The organism is Terrabacter sp. NPDC080008 (assembly GCF_040702505.1).
In the GTDB taxonomy this organism is placed as follows: Bacteria; Actinomycetota; Actinomycetes; order Actinomycetales; family Dermatophilaceae; genus Terrabacter.
Window position 1 is genome coordinate 156011 of record NZ_JBFBLC010000007.1, and the last position, 21349, is coordinate 177359.

22 protein-coding genes are annotated in these 21349 nt (G+C 71.9%); 13 read left to right on the forward strand and 9 right to left on the reverse strand.

Translation table 11 applies throughout. The features are described 5' to 3' along the window. From AB0316_RS18480 to AB0316_RS18490, 3 genes are all read right to left on the reverse strand, one after another. Nucleotides 1-717 (reverse strand): GAF and ANTAR domain-containing protein, encoded by a 717-nt coding sequence (locus AB0316_RS18480; protein WP_366274523.1) that lies wholly within the window; start codon nucleotides 715-717, stop codon nucleotides 1-3. A 76-nt stretch (nucleotides 718-793) separates the two neighbouring features. Continuing rightward, on the reverse strand, nucleotides 794-1258 hold the full coding sequence (locus AB0316_RS18485; protein ID WP_366274525.1) for a hypothetical protein: 465 nt from the start codon (nucleotides 1256-1258) through the stop codon (nucleotides 794-796). Continuing rightward, nucleotides 1258-3831 (reverse strand): nitrate reductase, encoded by a 2574-nt coding sequence (locus AB0316_RS18490; protein WP_366274526.1) that lies wholly within the window; start codon nucleotides 3829-3831, stop codon nucleotides 1258-1260. Before AB0316_RS18490 ends, AB0316_RS18485 begins: the two co-directional genes overlap by 1 nt. A gap of 216 nt (nucleotides 3832-4047) precedes the next feature. On the opposite strand from AB0316_RS18490, the gene AB0316_RS18495 reads away from it, so the two are divergent. Next, complete coding sequence (locus AB0316_RS18495) at nucleotides 4048-4500, forward strand: MarR family transcriptional regulator (RefSeq protein WP_366274527.1); 453 nt, start codon at nucleotides 4048-4050, stop codon at nucleotides 4498-4500. A gap of 96 nt (nucleotides 4501-4596) precedes the next feature. Continuing rightward, complete coding sequence (locus AB0316_RS18500; RefSeq protein WP_366274528.1) at nucleotides 4597-4788, forward strand: hypothetical protein; 192 nt, start codon at nucleotides 4597-4599, stop codon at nucleotides 4786-4788. Between the two features lie 79 nt (nucleotides 4789-4867). Here the strand turns inward: AB0316_RS18500 and AB0316_RS18505 are convergent, their stop codons facing one another. Next, nucleotides 4868-5614 (reverse strand): GAF and ANTAR domain-containing protein, encoded by a 747-nt coding sequence (locus AB0316_RS18505; RefSeq protein ID WP_366274530.1) that lies wholly within the window; start codon nucleotides 5612-5614, stop codon nucleotides 4868-4870. Between the two features lie 150 nt (nucleotides 5615-5764). After that, nucleotides 5765-5962, reverse strand: coding sequence for a hypothetical protein (locus AB0316_RS18510; RefSeq protein WP_366274532.1), 198 nt, complete (start codon nucleotides 5960-5962; stop codon nucleotides 5765-5767). A gap of 160 nt (nucleotides 5963-6122) precedes the next feature. On the opposite strand from AB0316_RS18510, the gene AB0316_RS18515 reads away from it, so the two are divergent. The 9 genes from AB0316_RS18515 to AB0316_RS18555 all read left to right on the forward strand — a co-directional run bounded on the left by AB0316_RS18515 (nucleotide 6123) and on the right by AB0316_RS18555 (nucleotide 15877). After that, complete coding sequence (locus AB0316_RS18515; RefSeq protein WP_366274534.1) at nucleotides 6123-6344, forward strand: hypothetical protein; 222 nt, start codon at nucleotides 6123-6125, stop codon at nucleotides 6342-6344. A gap of 40 nt (nucleotides 6345-6384) precedes the next feature. Then, on the forward strand, nucleotides 6385-6954 hold the full coding sequence (locus AB0316_RS18520) for an NADPH-dependent FMN reductase (RefSeq protein ID WP_366274536.1): 570 nt from the start codon (nucleotides 6385-6387) through the stop codon (nucleotides 6952-6954). Between the two features lie 249 nt (nucleotides 6955-7203). Then, entirely contained in the window at nucleotides 7204-8031 is an 828-nt protein-coding gene (locus tag AB0316_RS18525; RefSeq protein ID WP_366274538.1) for an ABC transporter substrate-binding protein, read from the forward strand. A gap of 12 nt (nucleotides 8032-8043) precedes the next feature. Then, on the forward strand, nucleotides 8044-8826 hold the full coding sequence (locus AB0316_RS18530; protein ID WP_366274539.1) for an amino acid ABC transporter permease: 783 nt from the start codon (nucleotides 8044-8046) through the stop codon (nucleotides 8824-8826). After that, on the forward strand, nucleotides 8823-9608 hold the full coding sequence (locus tag AB0316_RS18535) for an amino acid ABC transporter ATP-binding protein (RefSeq protein WP_366274541.1): 786 nt from the start codon (nucleotides 8823-8825) through the stop codon (nucleotides 9606-9608). Before AB0316_RS18530 ends, AB0316_RS18535 begins: the two co-directional genes overlap by 4 nt. 244 nt (nucleotides 9609-9852) lie before the next feature. Next, a complete protein-coding gene (locus tag AB0316_RS18540; RefSeq protein WP_366274543.1) occupies nucleotides 9853-10887 on the forward strand; it encodes an iron ABC transporter substrate-binding protein in 1035 nt (344 codons plus the stop codon). Nucleotides 10888-10894: 7 nt separating this feature from the next. Next, entirely contained in the window at nucleotides 10895-12526 is a 1632-nt protein-coding gene (locus AB0316_RS18545) for an iron ABC transporter permease (protein ID WP_366274545.1), read from the forward strand. Nucleotides 12527-12669: 143 nt separating this feature from the next. Then, complete coding sequence (locus AB0316_RS18550; protein ID WP_366274654.1) at nucleotides 12670-13749, forward strand: ABC transporter ATP-binding protein; 1080 nt, start codon at nucleotides 12670-12672, stop codon at nucleotides 13747-13749. Nucleotides 13750-13900: 151 nt separating this feature from the next. Continuing rightward, nucleotides 13901-15877, forward strand: coding sequence for an alpha/beta-hydrolase family protein (locus tag AB0316_RS18555; RefSeq protein ID WP_366274546.1), 1977 nt, complete (start codon nucleotides 13901-13903; stop codon nucleotides 15875-15877). A 15-nt stretch (nucleotides 15878-15892) separates the two neighbouring features. On the opposite strand, the gene AB0316_RS18560 is transcribed toward AB0316_RS18555, so the two are convergent. Further along, on the reverse strand, nucleotides 15893-16453 hold the full coding sequence (locus AB0316_RS18560; protein WP_366274548.1) for a helix-turn-helix domain-containing protein: 561 nt from the start codon (nucleotides 16451-16453) through the stop codon (nucleotides 15893-15895). 220 nt (nucleotides 16454-16673) lie between these two features. Between AB0316_RS18560 and AB0316_RS18565 the strand changes: the two genes are divergently transcribed. Next, complete coding sequence (locus AB0316_RS18565) at nucleotides 16674-18893, forward strand: MMPL family transporter (RefSeq protein ID WP_366274549.1); 2220 nt, start codon at nucleotides 16674-16676, stop codon at nucleotides 18891-18893. Between the two features lie 57 nt (nucleotides 18894-18950). On the opposite strand, the gene AB0316_RS18570 is transcribed toward AB0316_RS18565, so the two are convergent. After that, on the reverse strand, nucleotides 18951-19283 hold the full coding sequence (locus tag AB0316_RS18570) for a DUF202 domain-containing protein (RefSeq protein WP_366274550.1): 333 nt from the start codon (nucleotides 19281-19283) through the stop codon (nucleotides 18951-18953). Then, complete coding sequence (locus AB0316_RS18575) at nucleotides 19280-19645, reverse strand: DUF202 domain-containing protein (RefSeq protein WP_366274551.1); 366 nt, start codon at nucleotides 19643-19645, stop codon at nucleotides 19280-19282. The genes AB0316_RS18570 and AB0316_RS18575 overlap by 4 nt, the downstream gene beginning before the upstream one ends. Nucleotides 19646-19772: 127 nt before the next feature. Between AB0316_RS18575 and AB0316_RS18580 the strand changes: the two genes are divergently transcribed. Then, the gene (locus tag AB0316_RS18580; protein WP_366274552.1) at nucleotides 19773-20252 is read left to right on the forward strand and encodes a hypothetical protein; all 480 of its coding nucleotides are present in this window, start codon (nucleotides 19773-19775) and stop codon (nucleotides 20250-20252) included. Between the two features lie 3 nt (nucleotides 20253-20255). Here the strand turns inward: AB0316_RS18580 and AB0316_RS18585 are convergent, their stop codons facing one another. After that, a complete protein-coding gene (locus tag AB0316_RS18585) occupies nucleotides 20256-21224 on the reverse strand; it encodes an aldo/keto reductase (protein WP_366274553.1) in 969 nt (322 codons plus the stop codon). Between the last annotated feature and the right edge of the window lie 125 nt (nucleotides 21225-21349).

The following is a 21349-nucleotide window of genomic DNA, read 5'->3' on the forward strand; positions in this document are numbered from 1 at the left end:
CTACAAGCCGTCCGCGGTTCCCGTCTCGACGAGCTCGGCCGCGATGTCGGCCAGTTTGCGGTTGGCGTTCTGGCTGGCTACGCGGAGCCGGTCGAACGCCTCGTCCACCGTCAGCTTGTGGCGTTCGATGAGGATGCCCATCGCCGCCCCGATGGTGCGGCTGCGCAGCAGGGCCACCTCGAGGTTCTCCGCGGCGTCCTCGACGCGTGCTGCGTCGATGGCGATGGCGGCGTGCTCGGCCAGCACGTGGGCCCGGGCGGCGGCGTCGCGGTCGAAGGCGTGCGGCCGGTCCGCGTACACAGTCATCACTCCGGTGGTCGCACCCCGCAGCACCAGGGGGATCGAGATGACTGCGCGCACGCGGGTGTGCGCCACCATCTCCTCCGCGTAGTGCCGGAACTGCTCCTCGTGCTCGAGGTCGGGGCAGCAGACGGTGCGGGCCTCGTCGAAGGCGACGATCCCGGGGCTCGCGCCGACCCCGACCGCGATCCCGCCGATCACCCGGACGAGCTCGGAGTCGTTCGCCGCGAGCATCCGGGCCGGCCGCTGGTGCACGTCGTCGGTCACGACGACGGCGGCCCACGTGCAGGGCACGGCGTGGATCGCCGACTCGACGACCCCGTGGACGGTGGGCATGACGCCGGGAGTCTCGACGAGCTCGCGGGCCAGGTGGGCGAACTCCTCGGGTGAGGACGGGTGGTCGATCACACCGGTCATGGTTCCGATCCGTGGGAGGGGTGGGGCGGCGTCCTGCGGTGGGCCACTCAAGTGTGCTGCGGACACGATCCCGTTGTCACGGGTCGACGATGAGGGCCTGCGGTGCGGCCTGCTTCATCCGGGTGTTGAGCCAGCGCAGCTGGCGCCCGGTCTCGGCGTTGGCGGAGTTCGCGACCTCGAGCAGCTCGCGGTCGCGCAGGCCCTGGGCCCCCTGGGCGACGACCGTCCACGTCGTCTGGACCAGTGAGCCGAGCACGTGCAGGTCCTGCAGGTCGCGCAGCAAGCCCACCGGACCCGAGCGCACGTCGGCGAGCCCCGAGGCGTGCAGGCGCTCGGGCTCCTCGAGCTGCTCGTCCTCCCCGTAGCGCTCGATGACGGGCGCCAGTCTCTCGCGGTGCTGGTCGCTCCAGCCGGCCAGGGTCTGGCAGGTGTGGTAGACGTCCGCCTCCTGCTGGTGTCCCTGCGCGACCGCTCGGAACGAGTCCGCGAGGGTCTTCTCGCTGTGGTCGGCGAGACCGATGTAGGTGCTGAGGTGCGGCATCAGGACCTCCGGTGGACGGTGTCGGCGGCTGCTTCCTTGACGGTGTCGACGGCCGAGGCCACCCGCGACTGATGGTGGCCGGCCGTGCCCGACTGGCTGGGGTCGAGGCTGTATGCCGGCGTCTCCTCGAGCACGTGGCTGCTGGTCGGCTCGCCACCGCCGGTCGCGAGCACGTGGTGGCGGCCCGGGGCCGGCGCCGAGGCTGTGGTGGTGGGCGCGGGGGAGGGCCCGTCGCCGTCGCGGACCTTGGTCACCCGGCAGGCCGCGGTCTTGAAGTAGGGCTGCTTGGACACGGGGTCCCAGACCGTCATCGTCAGCTCGTTGGCGAGCCGGTGCTCCGCGTCGGGGGCCAGCCCCGTCGGGTCCCAGTGGCCGTAGTGGAACGGCGCGAACACCGCGCCCTCCATGACCCGGCCGACCCGGGCGCGGACCTCGATCGCCCCGCGAGGGGACTCCACGCATACCCAGTCGCCCTCGGCGATGCCGAGCCGGTCGGCGTCGGGCGCGGACAGCTCAACCCACGCGTCGGGCGCCGCGTCATGGAGGGACCGGGCGCGCCCGGTCTTCGTGCGGGTATGGAAGTGGTATGCCGTCCGCCCCGTCGTGTAGAGCAGCGGGTAGTCGTCGGAGGGCAGCTCGTGGGCAGGGGAGTACGGGGCGCCCTTGAGGAAGGCCCGCCCGCCGGGTGCTTGGGCGCGGTGCTCGAGCTCGGTGACCGTGCCGCCGGTGACGAGGTCGTGGCCGTACGTCTCGCAGTAGTCGGTGTCGGTGGGGAAGACGCCGTCGCCGTAGAGGCGGTCCGTGCCGTCGGGGTGCTCCTCGTTGACGGGCCACGGTATGCCGGTGGGTCCCCTCAGCTTCCCGTAGCTGAGCCCCGTGTAGTCCACCGGCCGCCCCGCGGTGACCGCCCGCCACGCGTCGAAGACCTCCTCGGGCGTGCGCCAGGTGATGAGCGGGTCGCCGTCCTTGTCGGTGAAGCCCATTCGGTCGGCGTACATCAGGAGGATGTCGAGGTCGCTGCGCGCCTCTCCGGGCGGCTCGACCGCCTTGTCGGACAGGTGGACCGTGCGGTTGACGTTGGTGAAGGTGCCGGTCTTCTCGCCCCACCCGGCCGCCGGCAGCACCACGTCGGCGAGCTCGGCCGTCTCGGTGAGGAAGAGGTCCTGGACGACGACGAAGCACTGGTCGCCGGAGAGGATTCTGCGGATGCGGGCCGACTCCGGCATCGACACGGCCGGGTTCGTCGCGGAGATCCAGAGCAGCTCGATCGATCCCGTCTCGGCGTAGCGGAAGATCTGCATCGCGTGGGTGGGCGGCGCCCAGTGCGGGATGGTCATCGGGTCGACGTTCCAGACGTCGGCGAGCTGGTCGACGTGCTCGACGTTGTCCCAGTTGCGGAAGCCGGGGAAGTCGCCGTCGGCGCCGCACTCGCGGTTGTTCTGGGCCGTCGGCTGGCCGTTCATCTGCAGGACGCCGGCGCCGGGGCGGCCGATCATGCCGCGCAGCAGGTGCAGGTTGTGCACCGCCACGGCCGCCGCGGTGGCCTGGTGCGACTGGTAGAAGCCCTGGAGCACCGTGGAGAGAACCGCTCCGCTCTCGCCGAAGATGCGTGCGGCGCGCCGGACGTCCTCCGCGTCGACCCCGCAGATGTCTGCCACGTGCTCGGGGGTGTAGGGCTCGACGGTGGAGCGCAGGTCGTCCACACCGATCGTGTGGGCGGCGACCCAGTCCTCGTCGACCCAGCCGTTGGCGAAGAGCTCGCGCGTCAGGCCGTTCATCAGGGCGAGGTTGGTGCCGACCCGCGGTGCGAGGTGCACGCCGCCGGTGCGCTGGGCCTCCTGGGCCACGAGGGTGCGGCGCGGGTCGACGCAGACGACCGTGGGCGGATCCTCGCCGCGGGTGCGGTCGAGGATGCGGGCCCACAGCACCGTCTGGGTCTCGGCCATGTTGTGGCCGAAGAGGAAGATCGCGTCACAGTGCTCGATGTCGGTGTAGGAGCCGGGCTGCCCGTCCGCGCCGAACGACTCCTTGAAGGCGGCTGCGGCGGTGGCGGTGCACAGGCGGGTGTTGCCGTCCATGTGGGGCGTCCCGATCCCGGCCTTCCCGATCACCGCGAGCGTGTAGTACTCCTCGATGAAGAGCTGCCCGGAGGTGTAGAAGCCGTGCGACAGCGGGCCCTTGCGGTGGAGCAGGTCCTTCGAGCGCTCGACGATGCGGCCCATCGCCGTCTCCCAGTCGGTCTCGACGAGCCCTCCGTCCTCGCGCACGAGCGGTCGGGTCAGCCGGTCGGGCGAGTTGGCCCAGGCGGTGCTGCCGTAGAGACCCTTGGGTCCGAGGCGTCCGTGGTTGACCACGTCGGTGGCCCGGCCCCGGATGCCGACCATGCGGCCGTCCTTGACCGCGATGTCGCACCCGCAGCCGTTGCTGCACAGCAGGCAGGCAGACTGCACCCAGGAGTCGACGTCCGACTCCTCCAGTCCGCCCTCGAGGTGGAGGTCGACCCGGGCCGGCCAGGTGGTGCCTCGCGCGTGGGGCGTGCGCTCGCCGTGGATATCAGAGATCCTGTCACTCACGATTGCTCCTCGCTCCTGGGTGGTGATCGCGTAGCATTCTTGCGTGAGCGCAAAACTTGCGTCTCAGCAAACAAATCACGGAGGAGGGGGTGGCGACAAGTGCCTCCTACCCGACCGGACGCAGGTCCACGCCCACCTGACACGGGGGGCGAGCGCGGGGGCGCCGGTCCGCAGGGGCTCCCGCCCGACGAGCTCGAGGAGCTCACCGACGCCTTCGTGACCTCGGCCCGCGCCCTCGTGGGCATCGCGCTGAGGTCGGTCAACGCCTCTCCGGTCGAGGTCACGCTGATGCAGCACCGCGTCCTGGTGCTCCTGGCCGCGGAAGGGGAGCAGTCGGTCTCGATGCTGGCGGACGAGCTCGGGGTCAACGCGTCCAACGCCAGCCGGGTGTGTGACCGGCTGCAGCGGCTCGGGCTCGTCGCACGCCGTCGCTCCACCACCGACGCGAGGTCGGTCAAGATCGCCCTGACCACCCAGGGTCTCGAGGTCGTCAACGCGGTCGACGAGCGCCGGCGCCGGGAGATCCGCGACCTCCTCGGCTCGCTCGAGCCCGAGTCCGGGCGCTACGTCGTGGCGGCGCTGCGCACCTTCAACGAGGCCGCGCACGAGAGTGCGCGCGCCGACTGGGTCGTCCCCGGTCAGGGAGATCGAGCAGGGAGGCGCGGCTGAGGGAGCGTCGCCGTTCCGAGGTTGGGTACGCGTGGGCTCGTGGGCTCGTGAGCCGGACCGTCCGGCGACGAACAGCCCACCCGAGAGGCGAGACCCATGTCCCCTGCGCAGCCCGGCCGGTTCCGCCTGCTCCCGCTTCCCGGCTACTCACGGACGACGGCCAATGGCACCCGGGTCTCGTGCAGCGGCTGCTGCCTACCGCTGCCGATCGGCTGCCTGACGGGCCTCGTGGCGGTGGCGGCGCCGGTGGTCGTGGACGTGGTGCGACGCCGTCGCGGCCGTCGCTGACGGGGGCGTCTGTGCGCACGTGGAGCGCCGCTGTGGATGTAGGCGTTCGCGACGGGTCAGGTCGACAGGGTAGGAGCGGTCACTGGTCGAGCTGGCCGGTGCGCGTCAGGTCCTCAGCGACCTCGTAGAGCTTGCGGTTCTTGTCCTGGCTCGTCTTGACGAGCATCCGGAAGGCCTCGTCGTCCGTGATCCGGTGGCGTTCCATCAGGATGCCCTTGGCCTGACCTATGAGGTCGCGGCGGTCGACGGCCACCTCGAGGTGGTGGACCTTCTGGGCGCCGGCGAAGGCGATGGCGGCGTGGCTCGCGAAGAGCAGGCCGACGTGCTCCGAGTCGTCGGTGAAGCTGCCGGGCGTGCGGCTGTAGAGGTTCAGCGCGCCGAGGTCGTCGTTCTCGACGTAGAGCTGCAGGGAGAGCATGCTCGCGGCGCCGAGACGGAGAGCGGCGGGCGCGAAGCGTGGCCAGCGCTCCTCGGTCGCCATGTCCGCGACCCGGACCGTCTCATGTGCGTAGGCAGCATCGAGACAGGGGCCCTCGCCGGCCTCCATCTGTGCGGCGTCCACCTTCGCCGGCAGATCTCCGGAGGGGTGCTGGGAGGAGATCCGGCTGCGCCCGACGACAACGCTGATGGAGCCTTCATCGGCGCCCGGGATCAAGGCCAGCGCCGAGCTGACCACCTCACTGAGCAGGGCGTCGGGGTCGCTCTGCGTCTCGACGCGCCGGGCGAAGTCGCTCAGCAGCTTGGCCAGCACGTCGTGGTCGACCGTGGTGCCGGTGTTGTCGGCCGACGGCTTGCCCCGTGACTCCGCAGGTGGTGTGACGGCCATGCAGTCAGACTAGGAGCGGCTGCGCAGGCCGTGCAAAGCGGACGTGCGGCTCGGTCGGGACCGCCGCGGGCGGGCTCCCTCGCGAAGGGAGCCCGCCCGCGGTGTCCCGGGAGTCGGTGGATCATTCCCGCTGAGTGTGCAGGCGGGGCCTCAGAGGCCGAGCTTGCCGCCCAGCCCACCGAGGCCGCCGCTCAGCAGCTCCTGCGGGTTGATCCCGAACTTGCCGAGCAGGTCGGCGTGCTGGTCGGTGTCGACCTGGTCGGGCAGCTCGCTCTCGGCCTGCTGGGCCTGCTGCTGGTCGCCGCGGCTGCGCAGGAACTCCAGGATCTGCTGCTTGTCGATCTGCATGTGGCTCTCCTCGAAGGTCAGGCACTGCCCGACGTGCGGGTCGGGAGCAGCGCTCGGAAGACTCGTGCCCGGTCGACGTACCCACTGCGGGCTCCGGTCGTCAGGCGATTGGCCCCGAAGCGTCGCGCGTTGCGCTGACGGCAGGGGGTACGCGTGGGGCATGAGCGACCACACGACCCAGGGCGGCGCCGGCCCCTACGACCCGGACCAGGACCCCGACACCGAAGCGACCATGACAGCACCGGAGGAGGGGCGCCCCGACGGAATGAGCTGGACTGCCGACGAGACCACGAGTGGGTCGGACGACGCCCCACCACAGAACGCGTCCTCCGACGCGGAGTTCCTCGACGCCGAGGAGGGGGAGAGCCCGGCTGACGAGTGAGCTGACCTTCCCAACCCCTTTGCCCGACAAGGAGATACACGTGCGCACCTACTCGGTCGGCTACTTCGTCGGCAGCCTCTCCTCGACCTCCATCAACCGGCAGCTGAGCAAGGCCCTGATCCGGCTCGCTCCGGCGGGCCTCGAGTTCACCGAGCTGCCCATCGGCAACCTGCCCCTCTACAGCCCCGACTTCGACGACGACTACCCGCCGGAGGCCCGCGCCCTCAAGGACGCCATCGCCGCGTCGGACGCCGTCCTCTTCGTCAGTCCGGAGTACAACCGCTCCATCCCCGGTGCGCTGAAGAACGCGATCGACTGGGCGTCGCGGCCGTGGGGTCAGAACTCCTTCCACCATGTGCCGGCGGCCGTCATCGGCGCTTCCCCCGGGCAGATCGGCACTGCGGTGGGCCAGCAGAGCCTGCGTGCGGTGCTGAGCTTCTGCAACGCCCGCCAGATGACGGCGCCGGAGGCCTACATCATGTATCGGCCCGGACTCGTCACCGACGACGGCGAGGTCACCGACGACACCACGGCAGAGTTCCTCTCGGCGTTCATGCAGGAGTTCCGCGACCACATCGAGCGCGTGCTCACGGTGCTGCCCCGCAGCTGACGCGTCCGAGGCCGCGGGCGCTCCTCGAGCGCCAACCTCACTCGACCCCAGTTATCACCCTGGGTTACTTGTCCTATAACATCGTGTACGCGAACGCGCCGGGAGCCCCGCGCCGGCTCAGCCTTGATCTCTGGGCGCGCCCGGGCAGGCCTGACCATCGCGTTCGCTCTGCCAGCACCGTCGCCCGGCGAGACGGTCCTCGGCGTGCCCGGGGGCCGTTGCCCCGCCACCACCCGGAGGAATCGCACCATGCTCACGCCCACGCGTGCCGTCGCCGCTTCGGCGCTCGCCCTCGCCGCCCTGTCGCTCACCGCGTGCGGCGGCTCGTCCGCCGGCCAGCCGTCCGCCGACAACCCCTACAACCTCCAGCAGCCGGGCGTCCTCCGGACCGGCACGCTGACCGACGCCCCGCCGAACGTCTACATCAAGGACGGGAAGTTCACCGGCTTCGACAACGACCTGTTGACCGCCGTCGCCGGCAAGCTCGGCCTCAAGGTCGAGTTCGTGGGCACGGAGTTCAGCTCGCTGCTGGCGCAGGTCAAGACCGGCAAGTTCGACGTCGGCTCGTCCTCCATCAGCATCACCGAGGCCCGCAGGAAGACCGTCGACTTCACGAACAAGTACGACTTCGGCTTCCTCGGGCTCGACGTGCCCGAGGGCTCGGCCATCACCTCCTTCGCGCAGCTCGCTGGCAAGCGTGTCGCGGTGGTCCAGGGCACGGTCCAGGACGACTACGCGACGCGTCAGAACCTCAACCCGGTGCGCGTCCCGGACTACAACGCGGCCCTCAACCAGCTGCGGGCCGGCACCGCCGACGCGTGGATCACCCCTGCCGAGATCGGTGAGAAGACTGCCGCCGACTCCGGCGGCAAGATCGTCTCGGTCGCCAAGCAGCTCGACCCGGGTGGCATGGCGTATGCCGTCGCGCCCGGCAACGACAAGCTGCGGGCCGCGCTCGACAAGGGGATCGACGAGGTCGTCGCCGACGGCACGTGGGCCAAGCTGCAGAAGCAGTACTACCCGGGCCGCGCGATCCCCGCCGACTTCAAGCCCGGCAGCGCCGGCGCCGCGAAGTAGCCCCGGGGCCGCATGGACGTCCTCAACACGCTGCGCGAGACCTTCCTCGACTGGGGGGCCATGCGAGCCGCGCTGCCCGACCTGCTGCGGGTGGGCCTGGTCAACACCCTGATCCTGGCCCTGTCGTCGGCGGTCATCGGCACGCTGCTCGGGATGCTGCTCGCGGTCGCCGGCCTGTCCCCCCGACGCTGGCTGCGGTGGCCGGCCCGGGTCTGGACCGACATCTTCCGGGGTCTGCCGGCGGCGGTGACGATCCTGCTGATCGGGGTGGGCCTGGCGCCCGTCGGGCTGAAGATCTGGGGGCCCAACCCCTATCCGCTCGGGATCCTCGCGCTCTCGCTCATCGCCAGCGCCTACATCGGCGAGATCTTCCGCTCGGGCATCCAGAGCGTCGACCACGGGCAGCTCGAGGCCGCCCGCGCCCTCGGCTTCAGTCGACCCTCGGGCATGCTCCTGGTCGTCATCCCACAGGGCGTGCGGCGTGTGCTGCCGGCGCTCGTCAACCAGTTCATCGCGCTCATCAAGGACTCCTCGCTCGTCTACTTCCTCGGGCTCCTCGCCACCCAGCGCGACCTCTTTCGCATCGGCCAGGACGCGGCGGCGAACTCGGGCAACCAGTCGGCGCTGCTCCTGGCCGGCCTGCTCTACCTCGTCATCACCGTGCCGCTCACCCACGTCGTCAATGCCGTCGACCGGCGCCTGCGGGAGGGTCGGCGTGCCGACGGAGCGCTCGCCGGCGGTCTCGACGAGGATCCCCTGCCCGCCACCGTCGCCGTGCCCCAGGAGGTCCGATGAGTGCCGTGACCCCGTCTCCGAGTGCTTCCCCCGCGGCCTCCGTCGACGGGAACGCCGCCGGAGTGGCCGTGGCGACCCGCGACGTCCACCTGGCGTTCGGCTCGAACCAGGTGCTCCGCGGTGTCGACCTCGACGTGGAGGCCGCGACCACGGCATGCGTCATCGGACCGTCGGGGTCGGGCAAGTCCACGCTGCTGCGGGTCGTCAACCGCCTGCTCGAGCCTGACCAGGGCGACGTGCTGCTCGACGGCCGGAGCGTTCTGGCCGACAACCCGGACGCCCTCCGTCAGCGCGTCGGGATGGTCTTCCAGCACTTCAACCTCTTCCCGCACAAGACGGTCCTCCAGAACGTCACCCTCGGTCTCGTCCACCTCAAGGGCCTGTCGAAGGACGAGGCGGCCGAGCGGGCGCACCACCACCTCGACCGGGTCGGGCTCGCCCACAAGGCGGACGTGCGCCCCGGCAGCCTCTCCGGCGGTCAGCAGCAGCGCGTGGCGATCGCCCGGGCGCTCGCGATGGAGCCCGAGGTCATGCTCTTCGACGAGGCCACCTCGGCGCTCGACCCCGAGCTCGTCAAGGGCGTGCTCGGCACCATGGCCGACCTCGCCGCCGAAGGCATGACGATGCTCGTCGTGACGCACGAGATGGGCTTCGCCCGCTCGGTCGCCCAGCAGGTGCTCTTCATGGACGGTGGTCGGGTCGTCGAGTCGGGCGCGCCCGACGCGGTCTTCGAGGCCCCCCGCACCGAGCGCCTCCAGCGCTTCCTCTCCCAGGTCCTCTGACCCACAACCCGGCAGCCCCACGTCGAGTGGGCACTTTCCGCCACGCTCCCGGGCGCGTCAGGCGTCGCAAAGTGCCCACTCGATGTGAGAGGGGGTGAGGCGTATGCGTGGCCACGTGTCGCAGTGGTCACGCGCAGGGGTGTGGAGGGGGCGGCGTACGTCCTCGGAGGAGCGCGTACGAAGGCACTCGCGGGACTGTGTAAGGTAAGCCTTACCTACCTCCCACCACGAAGGCAGCTCACCCATGACCTCTCGCCTCCACACCTCCCTCGGCGTCGCAGCCGTCGCCGCCGGTGCGCTGGCCCTCGGCGCCTGCGGCACGGGCGCCTCCGCAGGCAACGGCTCGGGCTCCGGCTCGATCACCCTCTACAACGCCCAGCACGAGACCCTCACCAAGGAGTGGGTCGACGCGTTCACGAAGCAGACCGGCATCAAGGTCACCGTGCGCAACGGCTCCGACACCGAGCTGTCCAACCAGATCATGCAGGAGGGCGCGGCGTCGCCGGCCGACGTCTTCCTCACCGAGAACAGCCCGGCCATGACGCAGGTCGAGAACGCGGGCCTCTTCGCCGACGTCGACAAGGCCACGCTGGCCCAGGTGCCCGAGCAGTACCGCCCGTCGACCGGCAAGTGGGTCGGCATCGCCGCCCGGTCGACCGTGCTCGTCTACGACAAGCGCAAGGTGCAGGAGAACCAGCTCCCCGCCTCGATGCTCGACCTCGCCAAGCCGGAGTGGAAGGGCCGCTGGGCCGCGTCCCCGTCGGGCGCAGACTTCCAGGCCATCGTCTCGGCGCTGCTCGAGCTCAAGGGTGAGGCCGTCACCAACGACTGGCTCACCGCGATGAAGGCCAACGCCAAGGTCTACAAGGGCAACAGCACCGCGATGAAGGCCGTCAACTCCGGCGAGGTCGACACCGCGCTCATCTACCACTACTACTTCTACGGTGACCAGGCCAAGACCGGCGAGAACTCCGCCAACCTCGGCACCCACTACTTCAAGCACCAGGACCCCGGCGCCTTCGTGTCCGTCTCCGGCGGCGGAGTGCTCAAGTCGTCGAAGAACGCCGCGGCCGCCCAGTCCCTGCTGAAGTTCATCACCGGCAAGGCCGGCCAGGAGGTGCTCGAGAAGGGCACGTCCTTCGAGTACGCCGTCGGCTCGGACGTGCCGTCCAACCCGGCGCTCGTGCCCCTGAAGGACCTCCAGGCGCCGACCGTCGACCCTGCCAAGCTCAACTCCGCCACGGTCACCGATCTGATGACCAAGGCCGGTCTGCTGTAGTAGTCGGGTGACCACCGACCTGACCACCGCGCCGGGTGCCCGCCGGGCACCCGGCGCCGACCGCGACGCCGGCCGCGACGAGGGCTGGGGCCCGGGCGCCCTCCCGGGCCCGGCGCGCAGCCGCCGCCGACCCTCGGCGCTCGCGGTCATCGCCGTGCTCATCGCGCTGTTCTCGCTCATGCCGCTCGGTTACGTCGTCGTGATGACGATCGCGACCGGCTGGGACACCGCGGAGAAGCTGATCTTCCGCGCCCGCGTCGGCGAGCTGCTGCTCAACACGATCCTGCTCATGCTCGTCTCGGTGCCGCTGTGCATCGTCCTCGGCGTCGGCGGTGCCTGGCTCGTGGAGCGGACCCGCCTGCGGGGCAACAGGTTCTGGGCGCTGGCGCTCGCCGCGCCGCTCGCCATCCCGGCGTTCGTCAACAGCTACGGCTGGGTGTCCGCGGTGCCCTCGCTCGCCGGCCTGTGGTCCGGCGTGCTCATCTCGGTGCTGTCGTACTTCCCGCTCGTCTATATCCCGGCCGCCGCGACGCTGAGCCGCCTCGACCCGGCGCTCGAGGAGTCCGCGGCCTCGGTCGGACTCAGCCCGTGGCAGGTCTTCCGGCGGGTCGTGCTGCCCCAGCTGCGCCTGGCCATGACGGGCGGCGCACTGCTCGTGGGACTGCACCTGCTCTCCGAGTACGGCGCCTTCGCGATGATCCGCTTCGACACCTTCACGACGGCGATCATGGTGCAGTACCAGTCGACCTTCAACGGCGCCGCCGGCAACATGCTCGCGAGCGTGCTCGTCGTGCTGTGCCTGCTGCTGCTGGTCGCCGAGGTGCGCAGCCGCGGCAGGGCCCGCTACGCCCGGGTCGGCTCGGGCGGCCAGGCAGCCCCCGCCCGTATGCCGCTGGGACGCCTCCACGTGCCCGCGCAGCTCGCGCTGCTGGTCCTCGTCGTGCTCGCCGTCGGCGTGCCGATGTGGTTCGTCGTGCGCTGGGTGGTGCTCGGCGGCTCAGCGATCTGGGCTCCGGACGAGCTCGTGCCGGCGCTCGTGCAGACCCTGCTCTACGGCCTGGCGGGCGCCGCAGCGACGACGGCCGTGGCCTTCCCGATGGCGTTCCTCGCGGTGCGCCGCCCGAGCTGGTTCACCCGGTCGCTCGAGCTGTCCAACTACGTGACGAGCTCGATGCCCGGCATCGTCGTGGGTCTTGCCTTCGTCACCGTGAGCATCCGGCTCTTCCCGTCCGTCTACCAGACGGCGTTCGTGCTCGTGGCCGCGTACGTGCTGCTCTTCCTGCCCCGCGCGCTCGTCAGCCTGCGCTCGGGCCTCGCCCAGGCGCCGCGGGAGCTCGAGGAGGCGGCGCAGGCCCTCGGCGTGCACCCCTTCGCCGCGTTCGCCCGCGTCACCCTGCGCCTCGCCGCCCCGGCCGCGGCCGGCGGAGCGGCACTCGTCTTCCTCGCGATCGTCAACGAGCTGACGGCCACCCTGCTGCTCTCGCCGAACGGCACCCGTACGCTGGCCACCGAGTTCTGGGCCAAGAGCAGCGAGATCGACTACGCCGGTGCCGCGCCGTACGCCCTGCTCATGGTCGTGCTCTCGGCGCCGATGACCTACCTCCTCTTCCAGCAGTCCAAGAAAGCGGCCGGACAGTGAGCCACACAGCCAGGCGCGATGCGTCAACCGCGCAGACCGAGCCGAGCGACCCGACCGAGCCGACCGAGCCGACCGAGCCGACCGAGCCGACCGGCCCGGGCGAGCCGCCGGGCCCCCGGGACGACGCTGCCGAGCGGGGCCGTCTGGAGGTCGCCGACCTCGTCAAGGCCTTCGACGCCCAGCAGGTGCTCCGCGGCGTCACCCTGTCGGTCGACCCGGGCAGCACCACGGCCATCGTCGGGCCCTCGGGCTCGGGCAAGACCACGCTGCTGCGCCTCATCGCCGGGTTCGAGCGCGCCGACGCCGGGAACGTCGCGCTGAGCGGTCGCACCCTGGCCCGCGGGGACGTCTGGGTCCCGGCGCACCACCGCGACGTGGGCTACGTGGCCCAGGACGGTGCCCTCTTCCCGCACCTGACGGTCGGCCAGAACATCGCCTTCGGCATGGACCGGGGGACCGGGCGGGCGGGACGTCGCGCGATCCGGACGCGGGTCGGCGAGCTGCTCGAGATGGTCTCGCTCGACCCGGCCCTCGCTGCCCGCCGGCCGCACGAGATCTCCGGAGGCCAGCAACAACGCGTCGCTCTTGCGAGAGCACTGGCCCGCGAGCCGGAGGTCATGCTCCTCGACGAGTCATTCTCGGCCCTCGACGCGGGCCTGCGCGTGGCCACCCGTCGCACGGTCGGGGCCGTGCTGCGCGAGGCCGGCATCACCACGGTCCTCGTGACCCACGACCAGGCGGAGGCCCTGTCCTTCGCCGACCAGGTCGCCGTCATGCGGGAGGGCCGGCTCGCCCAGGTCGACAACCCGCTCGAGGTCTACACCCACCCGGTGGACCGCGCCACGGCCGAGTTCCTCGGCGACGCGGTCATGCTCGAGGCGTGGGCCGACGGTGACACCGCCACGTGCTCCCTCGGGTCGGTCCGGCTGGCCCCGACGGCCCACCGTGGGCGCGTGCAGCTGATGCTGCGGCCCGAGCAGATCCGGGTCGACGAGGAGGGCCCGATCCTCGGGGTGGTGCTCGACACCGACTACTTCGGTCCCGAGAGCACCGTGCGCCTCGAGCTCACGTCAGGGCGCGAGCCGGGCTGCGAGACATCGTCACTCGCCCGCGAGGGCCAGGTCATCAGCATCCGGCACTCGAGCGCCTTCATCGCCCCGCCGGGCACGCAGCTGCGGCTGCGGATCGAGGGCGAGGCCATCGCCTTCCCGCCCGACGCCTGAGCCGCGGCCCGCTCAGCGCCCTGCTGCCGTCCGGCCGCGGCGCGGCCCGGAATCATCCGCGACGGGTGAGTGATCCACGGCCCGACCGGTCCACGCTCGAGCCAGGTACGCGTGTCGCCGGGTCCGCGCGTCGAGGGAGCGAGGAGGGGTCATGGAGCAGTCGGACTTCGTGCAGACGGGCCAGAAGGTGGGGCTCGTGATGGCGTCCGTCGTGACGCCGTCGACCCTGGCCCCGTCGCTGTCGAAGCGGTCGTGGCAGGACCAGGGCCTCATCACCGGTCTGTCGACGGGCGGCCACTACCTGCTCGCCCTCACCTCGCAGGACCTCATCGACGTCGTGTCGTGCGGCGCCGCCGGCGCAGCCGCCACGTGGGGCCTCTACCCGGACGACTGGTCCGACGCGCGACGCGACTCGATCGCGGCCCTGGGCTGCGAGCTGGCCACCGCGCCGCTGGGGCTCGGCCTCGCGGCGTACCTCGACCGTCGTGGCGTCCGCACGGCGCGAGAAGGGCTGGTGCGGCAGCTCGCCTGGCGGCTCGGGGCCACGGCCCTCAGCGGCGCCGCGCTGATCGGTGCCACGGCGGCGGTGCGCCGGCTGGACCGGGCGCTCGGCGCAGGCGGACGCCTCGCGGCCCTGCCCCTGTCGATCCCGGTGGGGCTCGCCGCCTCGGTCGTCCTCGACCGCGTCCAGCGCGTCGCGACCGAGCAGGGACTCGAACCGGCGGACGAGGTGCCGACGGCCCGGGGCCTGGCCGCGGGGGCGGGCGTCCTCGCCATCCTCTACGGCGTCGCAGAGGGCGAGCGGTGGACGGCGCAGCAGGTCCGCCGACTCGCTCCGGGCGCCACCCCCGGCACCGGCCTGGCGTGGCAGCTGTTCTCGCACGCCGCCTTCGTGGCCGGCGGCGGAGCGGTGCTCAATGCGCTCTGGACCCGCGCCATGCAGCGGGTCGAGTCGGCCACCACGACCGTCGACCCCTGGATGCAGACAGCACCAGGGGTGTGGACGGACTCCTTCGTCAGCGGCGACCCGGCCAGCCTCGTGTCGTGGGAGTCCCTCGGCCGCGAGGGCCGACGTCACGCCGTCTCGTTCGTGCGACCCGAGAAGATCGTCTCGCCCCCGCCCCTGCCGGACGGCACCGTGCCGTCCGACATGTCGATCGAGACGGTGATGGGGGAGCCGGCCCGCGCGCACCCCGTGCAGGTCTTCGTCGGGCTCGAGAGCGCCGCCAAGCCCACGGAGCGGGTCGCGCTGGCCATCGCCGAGATGGACCGCACCGACGCCTGGTCCCGGTCGCTGCTGGTGCTCGTGTCTCCGACCGGCACCGGCTACGTCAACTACGTCGCCATGGCCGCTTTGCAGTACCTCACGCGCGGCGACGTCGCGAGCGTGACGATGCAGTACTCCAAGCGCCCGTCACCACTGTCGCTCGGCAAGGTCAAGGACGCGCGCGAGCAGAACCGGCTGCTGTGGCTGCGCATCCTGCAGCGCGTCCGCGAGATGGCACCCGAGGACCGCCCCGAGGTCGTCCTCTTCGGGGAGTCGCTCGGCGCCCACACCAGCCAGGACGTCCTGCTCGGCTGGGGGACCCTCGGCCCGCAGGCGCTCGGCATCGACCGCGCCCTGTGGATCGGCACACCCGATGGCAGCAAGTGGAGCCACGAGGTCACCGGGGCCGCGCGACCCGACGTCGACCCGTCGCTCGTCACGGTCGTCAACGACCACGAGCAGCTCCTGGCGCTCGGCGAGGAGGCGCGCTCTCGGCTGCGTTACGTCCTGCTCAGCCACGACAACGACGGCGTCACCAAGTTCGGGCTCGATCTGCTCAACCGCCGCCCCGCCTGGCTCGGACCCGACCGCCCACGACGGGAGGACATCCCCGGGAGGTCACCCCGCGGCATACCCGCCGGTATGCGGTGGCGCCCCATCACCACGTTCGTCCAGACGCTCGTCGACATGAAGAACGCCCAGGTCCCCGGATCCTTCCGGGCGTGGGCCCACGACTACCGGGCCGACCTGCCCGAGTTCATCCGCGACGTCTACGGCCTGAGCTGCACCGACGAGCAGATGGCCGCCATCCAGGACGCCGTCCGCCGGCGCGAGGCCTACCGCGAGGGCGCCTTCTCCTGACGGTGGGCAGCCGCGTCAGCCGCGCGCGAGCATCGTCGGACCGAGCTCGAGCAGCTGGGCCCGCAGGGCGTCGTCGTCGACGTCGGCGAGCAGCGGGTCGATCCCCGACTGGGCGACGCCGGCCCCGACGACGGAGACCGCGATGCGCCGGCGCAGGGTGGGTGAGGGGCCGAGCAGCAGCGAGTTCAGGCGGCCCACGAGGGAGTGCAGGCTCTCGTGCGCGGCCATGATGCGCTCGACCTCGGGGTCGCGCATGAGGGCGGCGACGGCCTTGCGGTGGCTGACCATCAGCTCCACGAGTCCACGAAGGGCCGCGGTGGCGGCGGCGTCCGCCGAGGTCTCGGCCTCAGCGGCGCTCACGAAGGCCGACATCTCCTCGAGCGCCTCCTCGAGGACCGCCAGGACGATGTCCTCCTTGGCGTGGAACTGGTAGTAGACCGCTGCCTTGGTGACGCCGAGGTGCTCGGCGATCATCTGCAGCGAGGTCCCGCGCACGCCGTGCTCGGCGAAGAGCTCGACGGCGGCGTCGATGACGCGTGCCCGGCCCTGTCCACGGGGCGCCTGAGGTCGTGCCATGGGTCCCCTCTCCTCCGGCGGCAGCCGCCGGTCCTCGGTCCCCGCCGCCGGGGCCCTGCGCCCGGGCCGGGACCGCGACAGCGTAGCGGCCGGCCACGGTCCGCTGCTTGTCCGGACTTAGCCGATCGGATAACTTTGACGACGCTGGTCATCGCCGCCCGGCCACTGCTCCTCGCCCGGGCCGCTCGGGCACCCGACCCATCCGACCCTGGAGTTCCCGTTGGCCACCCTGCTCTACCGGATCGGACGCTTCGCCTTCGGGCGCCGCGGCCTCGTCGCATCCGCCTGGCTCGTCCTGCTCGCCGTGCTCGTCGGCGTGCTGCTGTCCCTCGGCACCGCCCCCACCTCGAGCGTCACCATCCCCGGCACCGAGTCCCAGCGGGCGCTCGAGGCGCTCGCCAAGGAGTTCCCGCAGGCGAGCGGGGCCGCGGGCACGGTCGTGGTCCGGGCGCCGCAGGGCCAGACGGTCGTGGCGCCCTCCGCCCAGCCGGTGGTCGACGGCATCGTGGCCCGCGCCACGAAGATCCCGGGAGTGGTCGCGGCGCTCGGCCCCGCCCAGACCAAGGCCGTCAGCCAGGACGGCCGCTACGGGCTCGTGACGGTGCAGTTCGCCCAGACGGCCGACGAGCTCACCCCCGAGCAGCGCGCGGACTACGAGGCGCTCGGCACCGCGGCGCCGGCCGGATGGACCGTCGCAGCGGGTGGCGAGCCGCTGCTGGCCACCCCCGAGGTGGGCTCCACCGAGGGCATCGGTGTCCTCGTCGCCCTCGTCGTGCTCGTCCTCACCTTCGGCTCGCTCGTCGCGGCCGGCATGACGATGGTCAACGCCCTCGTCGGCGTGGGCGTCGGCATGGTGGGGTTGCTGATCGTCGGCCACGCCGCCCAGCTCACCAGCGTCACACCGGTGCTCGCCCTCATGCTCGGCCTCGCGGTGGGCATCGACTACTCGCTCTTCATCACCTCCCGCTACCGGCACAACCTCGCGCTCGGCCTCGACCGGCAGGAGGCCGCGGGCCAGGCGGTCGGCACGGCCGGCACCGCGGTGGTGTTCGCCGGCCTCACCGTCTTCATCGCCCTGGCCGGGCTCTCGGTCGTCGGCATCCCGTTCCTGACCGGGATGGGCCTCGCCGCTGCCGGCACCGTCCTCGTCGCCGTGCTCGTCGCGGTGACGCTGCTGCCCGCACTGCTCGGCTTCGCCGGCGACCGGGTGCTCTCGCGCGGCCAGCGCCGCGCCCAGCGCGCCGGTGCGGCGGCCACGGACCTCGACGAGCGGTTCGACGGCCGCGGCTTCGCCTGGGGACGCTTCACGGTGCGCCACCGCGTGCCCGTGCTCCTCGCCGGCATCGTCGTCCTCGGCGCGGTGGCCCTTCCCGCCGCGGACATGCGCCTGGCACTGCCCGACGACGGCACCGCGCCGACCACGAGCAGCAAGCGCGTCGCCTACGACCTCGTCTCCGAGGGCTTCGGGGAGGGCTTCAACGGCCGCCTCGTCATGGTCGTCCACGCAGACGCGAAGGAGCAGGTGCAGCAGGCTGCCGCCGGTGCTGCCAAGGCGGCCACCGGGCTGGGTGACGTGCTCGCCGTCGCGCCCGGCCAGACCAGCGCCGACGGGCGCACGACGATCCTCGCCGTGATCCCGAAGTCCGGCCCCACGGCCGACGCCACCTTCGACCTCGTGCGGGACCTGCGCTCCAGGCTCGCAGCGACGGCCGCGTCCACCGGCGCCGACATCTCGGTCACCGGCGTGACCGCGGTCGGGGTCGACGTGTCCGACAAGCTCGCCGCCGCGCTGCCCGTCTACCTGCTCGTCGTCGTCGGGCTCGGCTTCGTGCTGCTCATGCTGATGTTCCGGTCGCTCCTCGTGCCGCTCAAGGCCACCGTCGGCTTCCTCCTGACCATCGGTGCCGCGTTCGGTGCGACGGTCGCGATCTTCCAGTGGGGCTGGCTGCGCTCGGTCGTCGGACTCGACACCGCAGGGCCGCTCGTCAGCTTCCTGCCGATCCTGCTCATCGGCATCCTCTTCGGCCTCGCCATGGACTACGAGGTCTTCCTCGTCTCGCGGATGCGCGAGGACTTCGTCCACGGCGAGACGGCACGCGCCGCCGTCGTCTCCGGCGTGGGGCACGGCGCCCGCGTCGTCGTCGCCGCGGCGCTCATCATGATGTCGGTCTTCGCCGGCTTCGTGCTCGTCGAGGACCCGATCATCAAGTCGATGGGCTTCGCGCTGGCCTTCGGTGTCGCCGTCGACGCGTTCGTCGTGCGCCTCTCGCTCGTGCCGGCCGTCATGTCGTTCCTGGGCGACCGGGCGTGGTGGCTCCCGCGCTGGCTCGACCGCGCGATGCCCAACGTCGACATCGAGGGCGAGAGCCTGCGCTCCACCGTCTCCACCGGTTCTGCCGGTCCCGCCGAGCCCGCGCACGAGGCGCAGCCGGCCCGCTGACCCGACCGACCCCGTATGCCGTGTGTCAGAGGGGGCACGACATGCGGGGTCGCGTCGTCAGCGGGTCCAGAGCACGACGACCACCACCAGGGCGGCCACCCCGACGAGTCCGCTGACGACGGCCGTGCGCGCCACGGCGACGCCCGCGGTGGTGGCGCCCGAGCCGGCCGCCACCATACGGGCGGCGTCGCGGTAGCGGTGTCGGGCAGCCAGCGCGAGGTCCAGGCCCCAGAGCAGGCCGAGGACCGAGACGGCATACCCGATCGGCCCCAGCTCCGGCGGGAGCACACGCAGTGCCACGAGCGAGCCCACGGTGACGGACAGGGCGGTGCGGCGCCAGGCCAGGGCGGTGCGCTCCGGCTGGAGTCCCGGGTCGGCGGGCTGCGTCACAGCACCGCCACCAGGACGGCGACCGCGACCACGCCCAGCAGGAGCGCGACGGGCAGCTTGAGACCCGAGGACGGCAGCGGTGCCAGACGCCGCATGGCACGCTCGGTGCGCACCCACGACAGCCACGCCTGCGCCGTCGATGCCATCCCGGCCAGCACGAGCACGACCGAGATGGTCAGACGCAGCCACGAGGGCACCGCGAGCGGCAGGGTCTCCACGGCGAGGCCCGCCGCGACGAAGGCGAGACCGGTGCGGATCCACGCCAGGAACGTGCGCTCGTTGGCCAGGCTGAACCGTGGGTCGGGGTCCTCGCCCTCGTCGAAGACCGAGCGGGGGAAGCGCGGCTGCTCGTCTGCATTCACGATGTCCACCTCCTCGAGCCGATCCTCGCGCCAGTGTGCCGCCCGCGCACGGGACCTTGGGCACTGGGCGCGGCGCGAGCGCCGGTGCTGTGCTGGAAGGAACCTGGAGGAGATGGTCAGGGACGCGATGAGGCCGTCCGAGGGTGCCGATGGCCACCGGGCGCGAGCGCTCGGCACGAGGGCCTACCTGCTCATGACGACCTTCCGCGTATGGCTCGCCGAGATCCCGGTGGCGGCCCTGAACGCCTTCGTGCTCATGGACCACGTCTACGCCCCGCGGGTGGGGCAGCTGCACGCGCACCAGATCGCGATGGCGACCCGCATCGTCATCGCCCTGGCGCTCGCCGTCGTGATCGTCCGTGTCGCGCACTCCCACGATGCCGGCCACGACCCAGGCAGCCTGCTGCTCGCCGGCCTCTTCTGGATGGGGCTGTGGCTGGCCTTCGAGTGGGCCGGCAGCCTCCTCATCCGCCGCCCGGTCGAGGAGATCCTCGTCGGCTGGCACGTCGAGCGCGGCTATGCCTGGCCCTACGTGCTGCTGACCTACCTGCTGGCCCCGCTGCTCGCCGACCGGGCCCTCGCGTGGCTCGGCCGGCGGCGCGGGTAGGGCTCAGAAGCCGGTGGGCTCGCGCGGGGTGTAGGCGCCCTCGAGCGTCGCCACCTCCTCGTCGGTCAGGTGGACGTCGAGCGCGGCGACGGCGTCGGCGAGGTGGTGCTCCTTGGTGGGCCCGACGATCGGGGCGCTGACGACCGGGTGGCGCAGCACCCAGGCGAGGGCGACCTGCGCCATCGGGATGCCGCGCGCCGACGCGACCTGCTCGACCGCGTCGGCGATCGGCTTGTCGCGGTCGGAGAAGAGCGTCTGCCCGAAGGCGTCGCTGCCGGTGCGCTTGGTCTCCGTGCCCCACGGGCGGGCGAGCCGGCCGCGTGCCAGTGGGCTCCAGGGAATGGCGCCGACGCCCTGGGCCTCGAGCAGGCCGAACATCTCGCGCTCCTCCTCGCGCTGCATGAGGGAGTACTGGTCCTGCATCGAGACGAAGCGAGTCCAGCCCCCGAGGTCGGCCGCGTGCTGCATGGTCGCGAACTGCCACGCCCACATCGAGGAGGCGCCGATGTAGCGGGCCTTGCCGGCCTTGACGACGTCGTGCAGGGCTTCCATCGTCTCCTCGACCGGCACGTCCGGGTCGAACCGGTGGATCTGGTAGAGGTCGACGTAGTCGGTCCCGAGCCGCGTGAGCGAGGCATCGATCTGCTCCAGGATCGCCTTGCGGGACAGGCCCGCTCCACCCGGGCCGTCGTGCATCCGGCCGTGCACCTTGGTGGCGAGGACCACGTCCTCGCGCCGGGTGTACCGGGTGATGGCGCGCCCGACGATCTCCTCGGAGGAACCGGCGCTGTAGACGTTCGCGGTGTCCCAGAAGGTGATACCGAGCTCGAGCGCCTGGCGGAAGAGCGGCTCGCTCTCGGCCTCGCTGAGCGACCACGCGTGGTTGCCGCGGCTGCTGTCGCCGAAGCTCATGCAGCCGAGCGCGATCCGGCTGACGCGAAGGCCTGACTGGCCGAGGCGGGTGTACTCCATGGTGGGTGTCCTTCCGAGGTTCTTCGGTGCAGGTCAGCCGCGTTCGGCGGCTGCGTTCGGCGGCGCCCCGGACCCATACCCGGACGGCGCCGACGGGCACGTAGGCCAGCCGCCGCCCCTCCGCC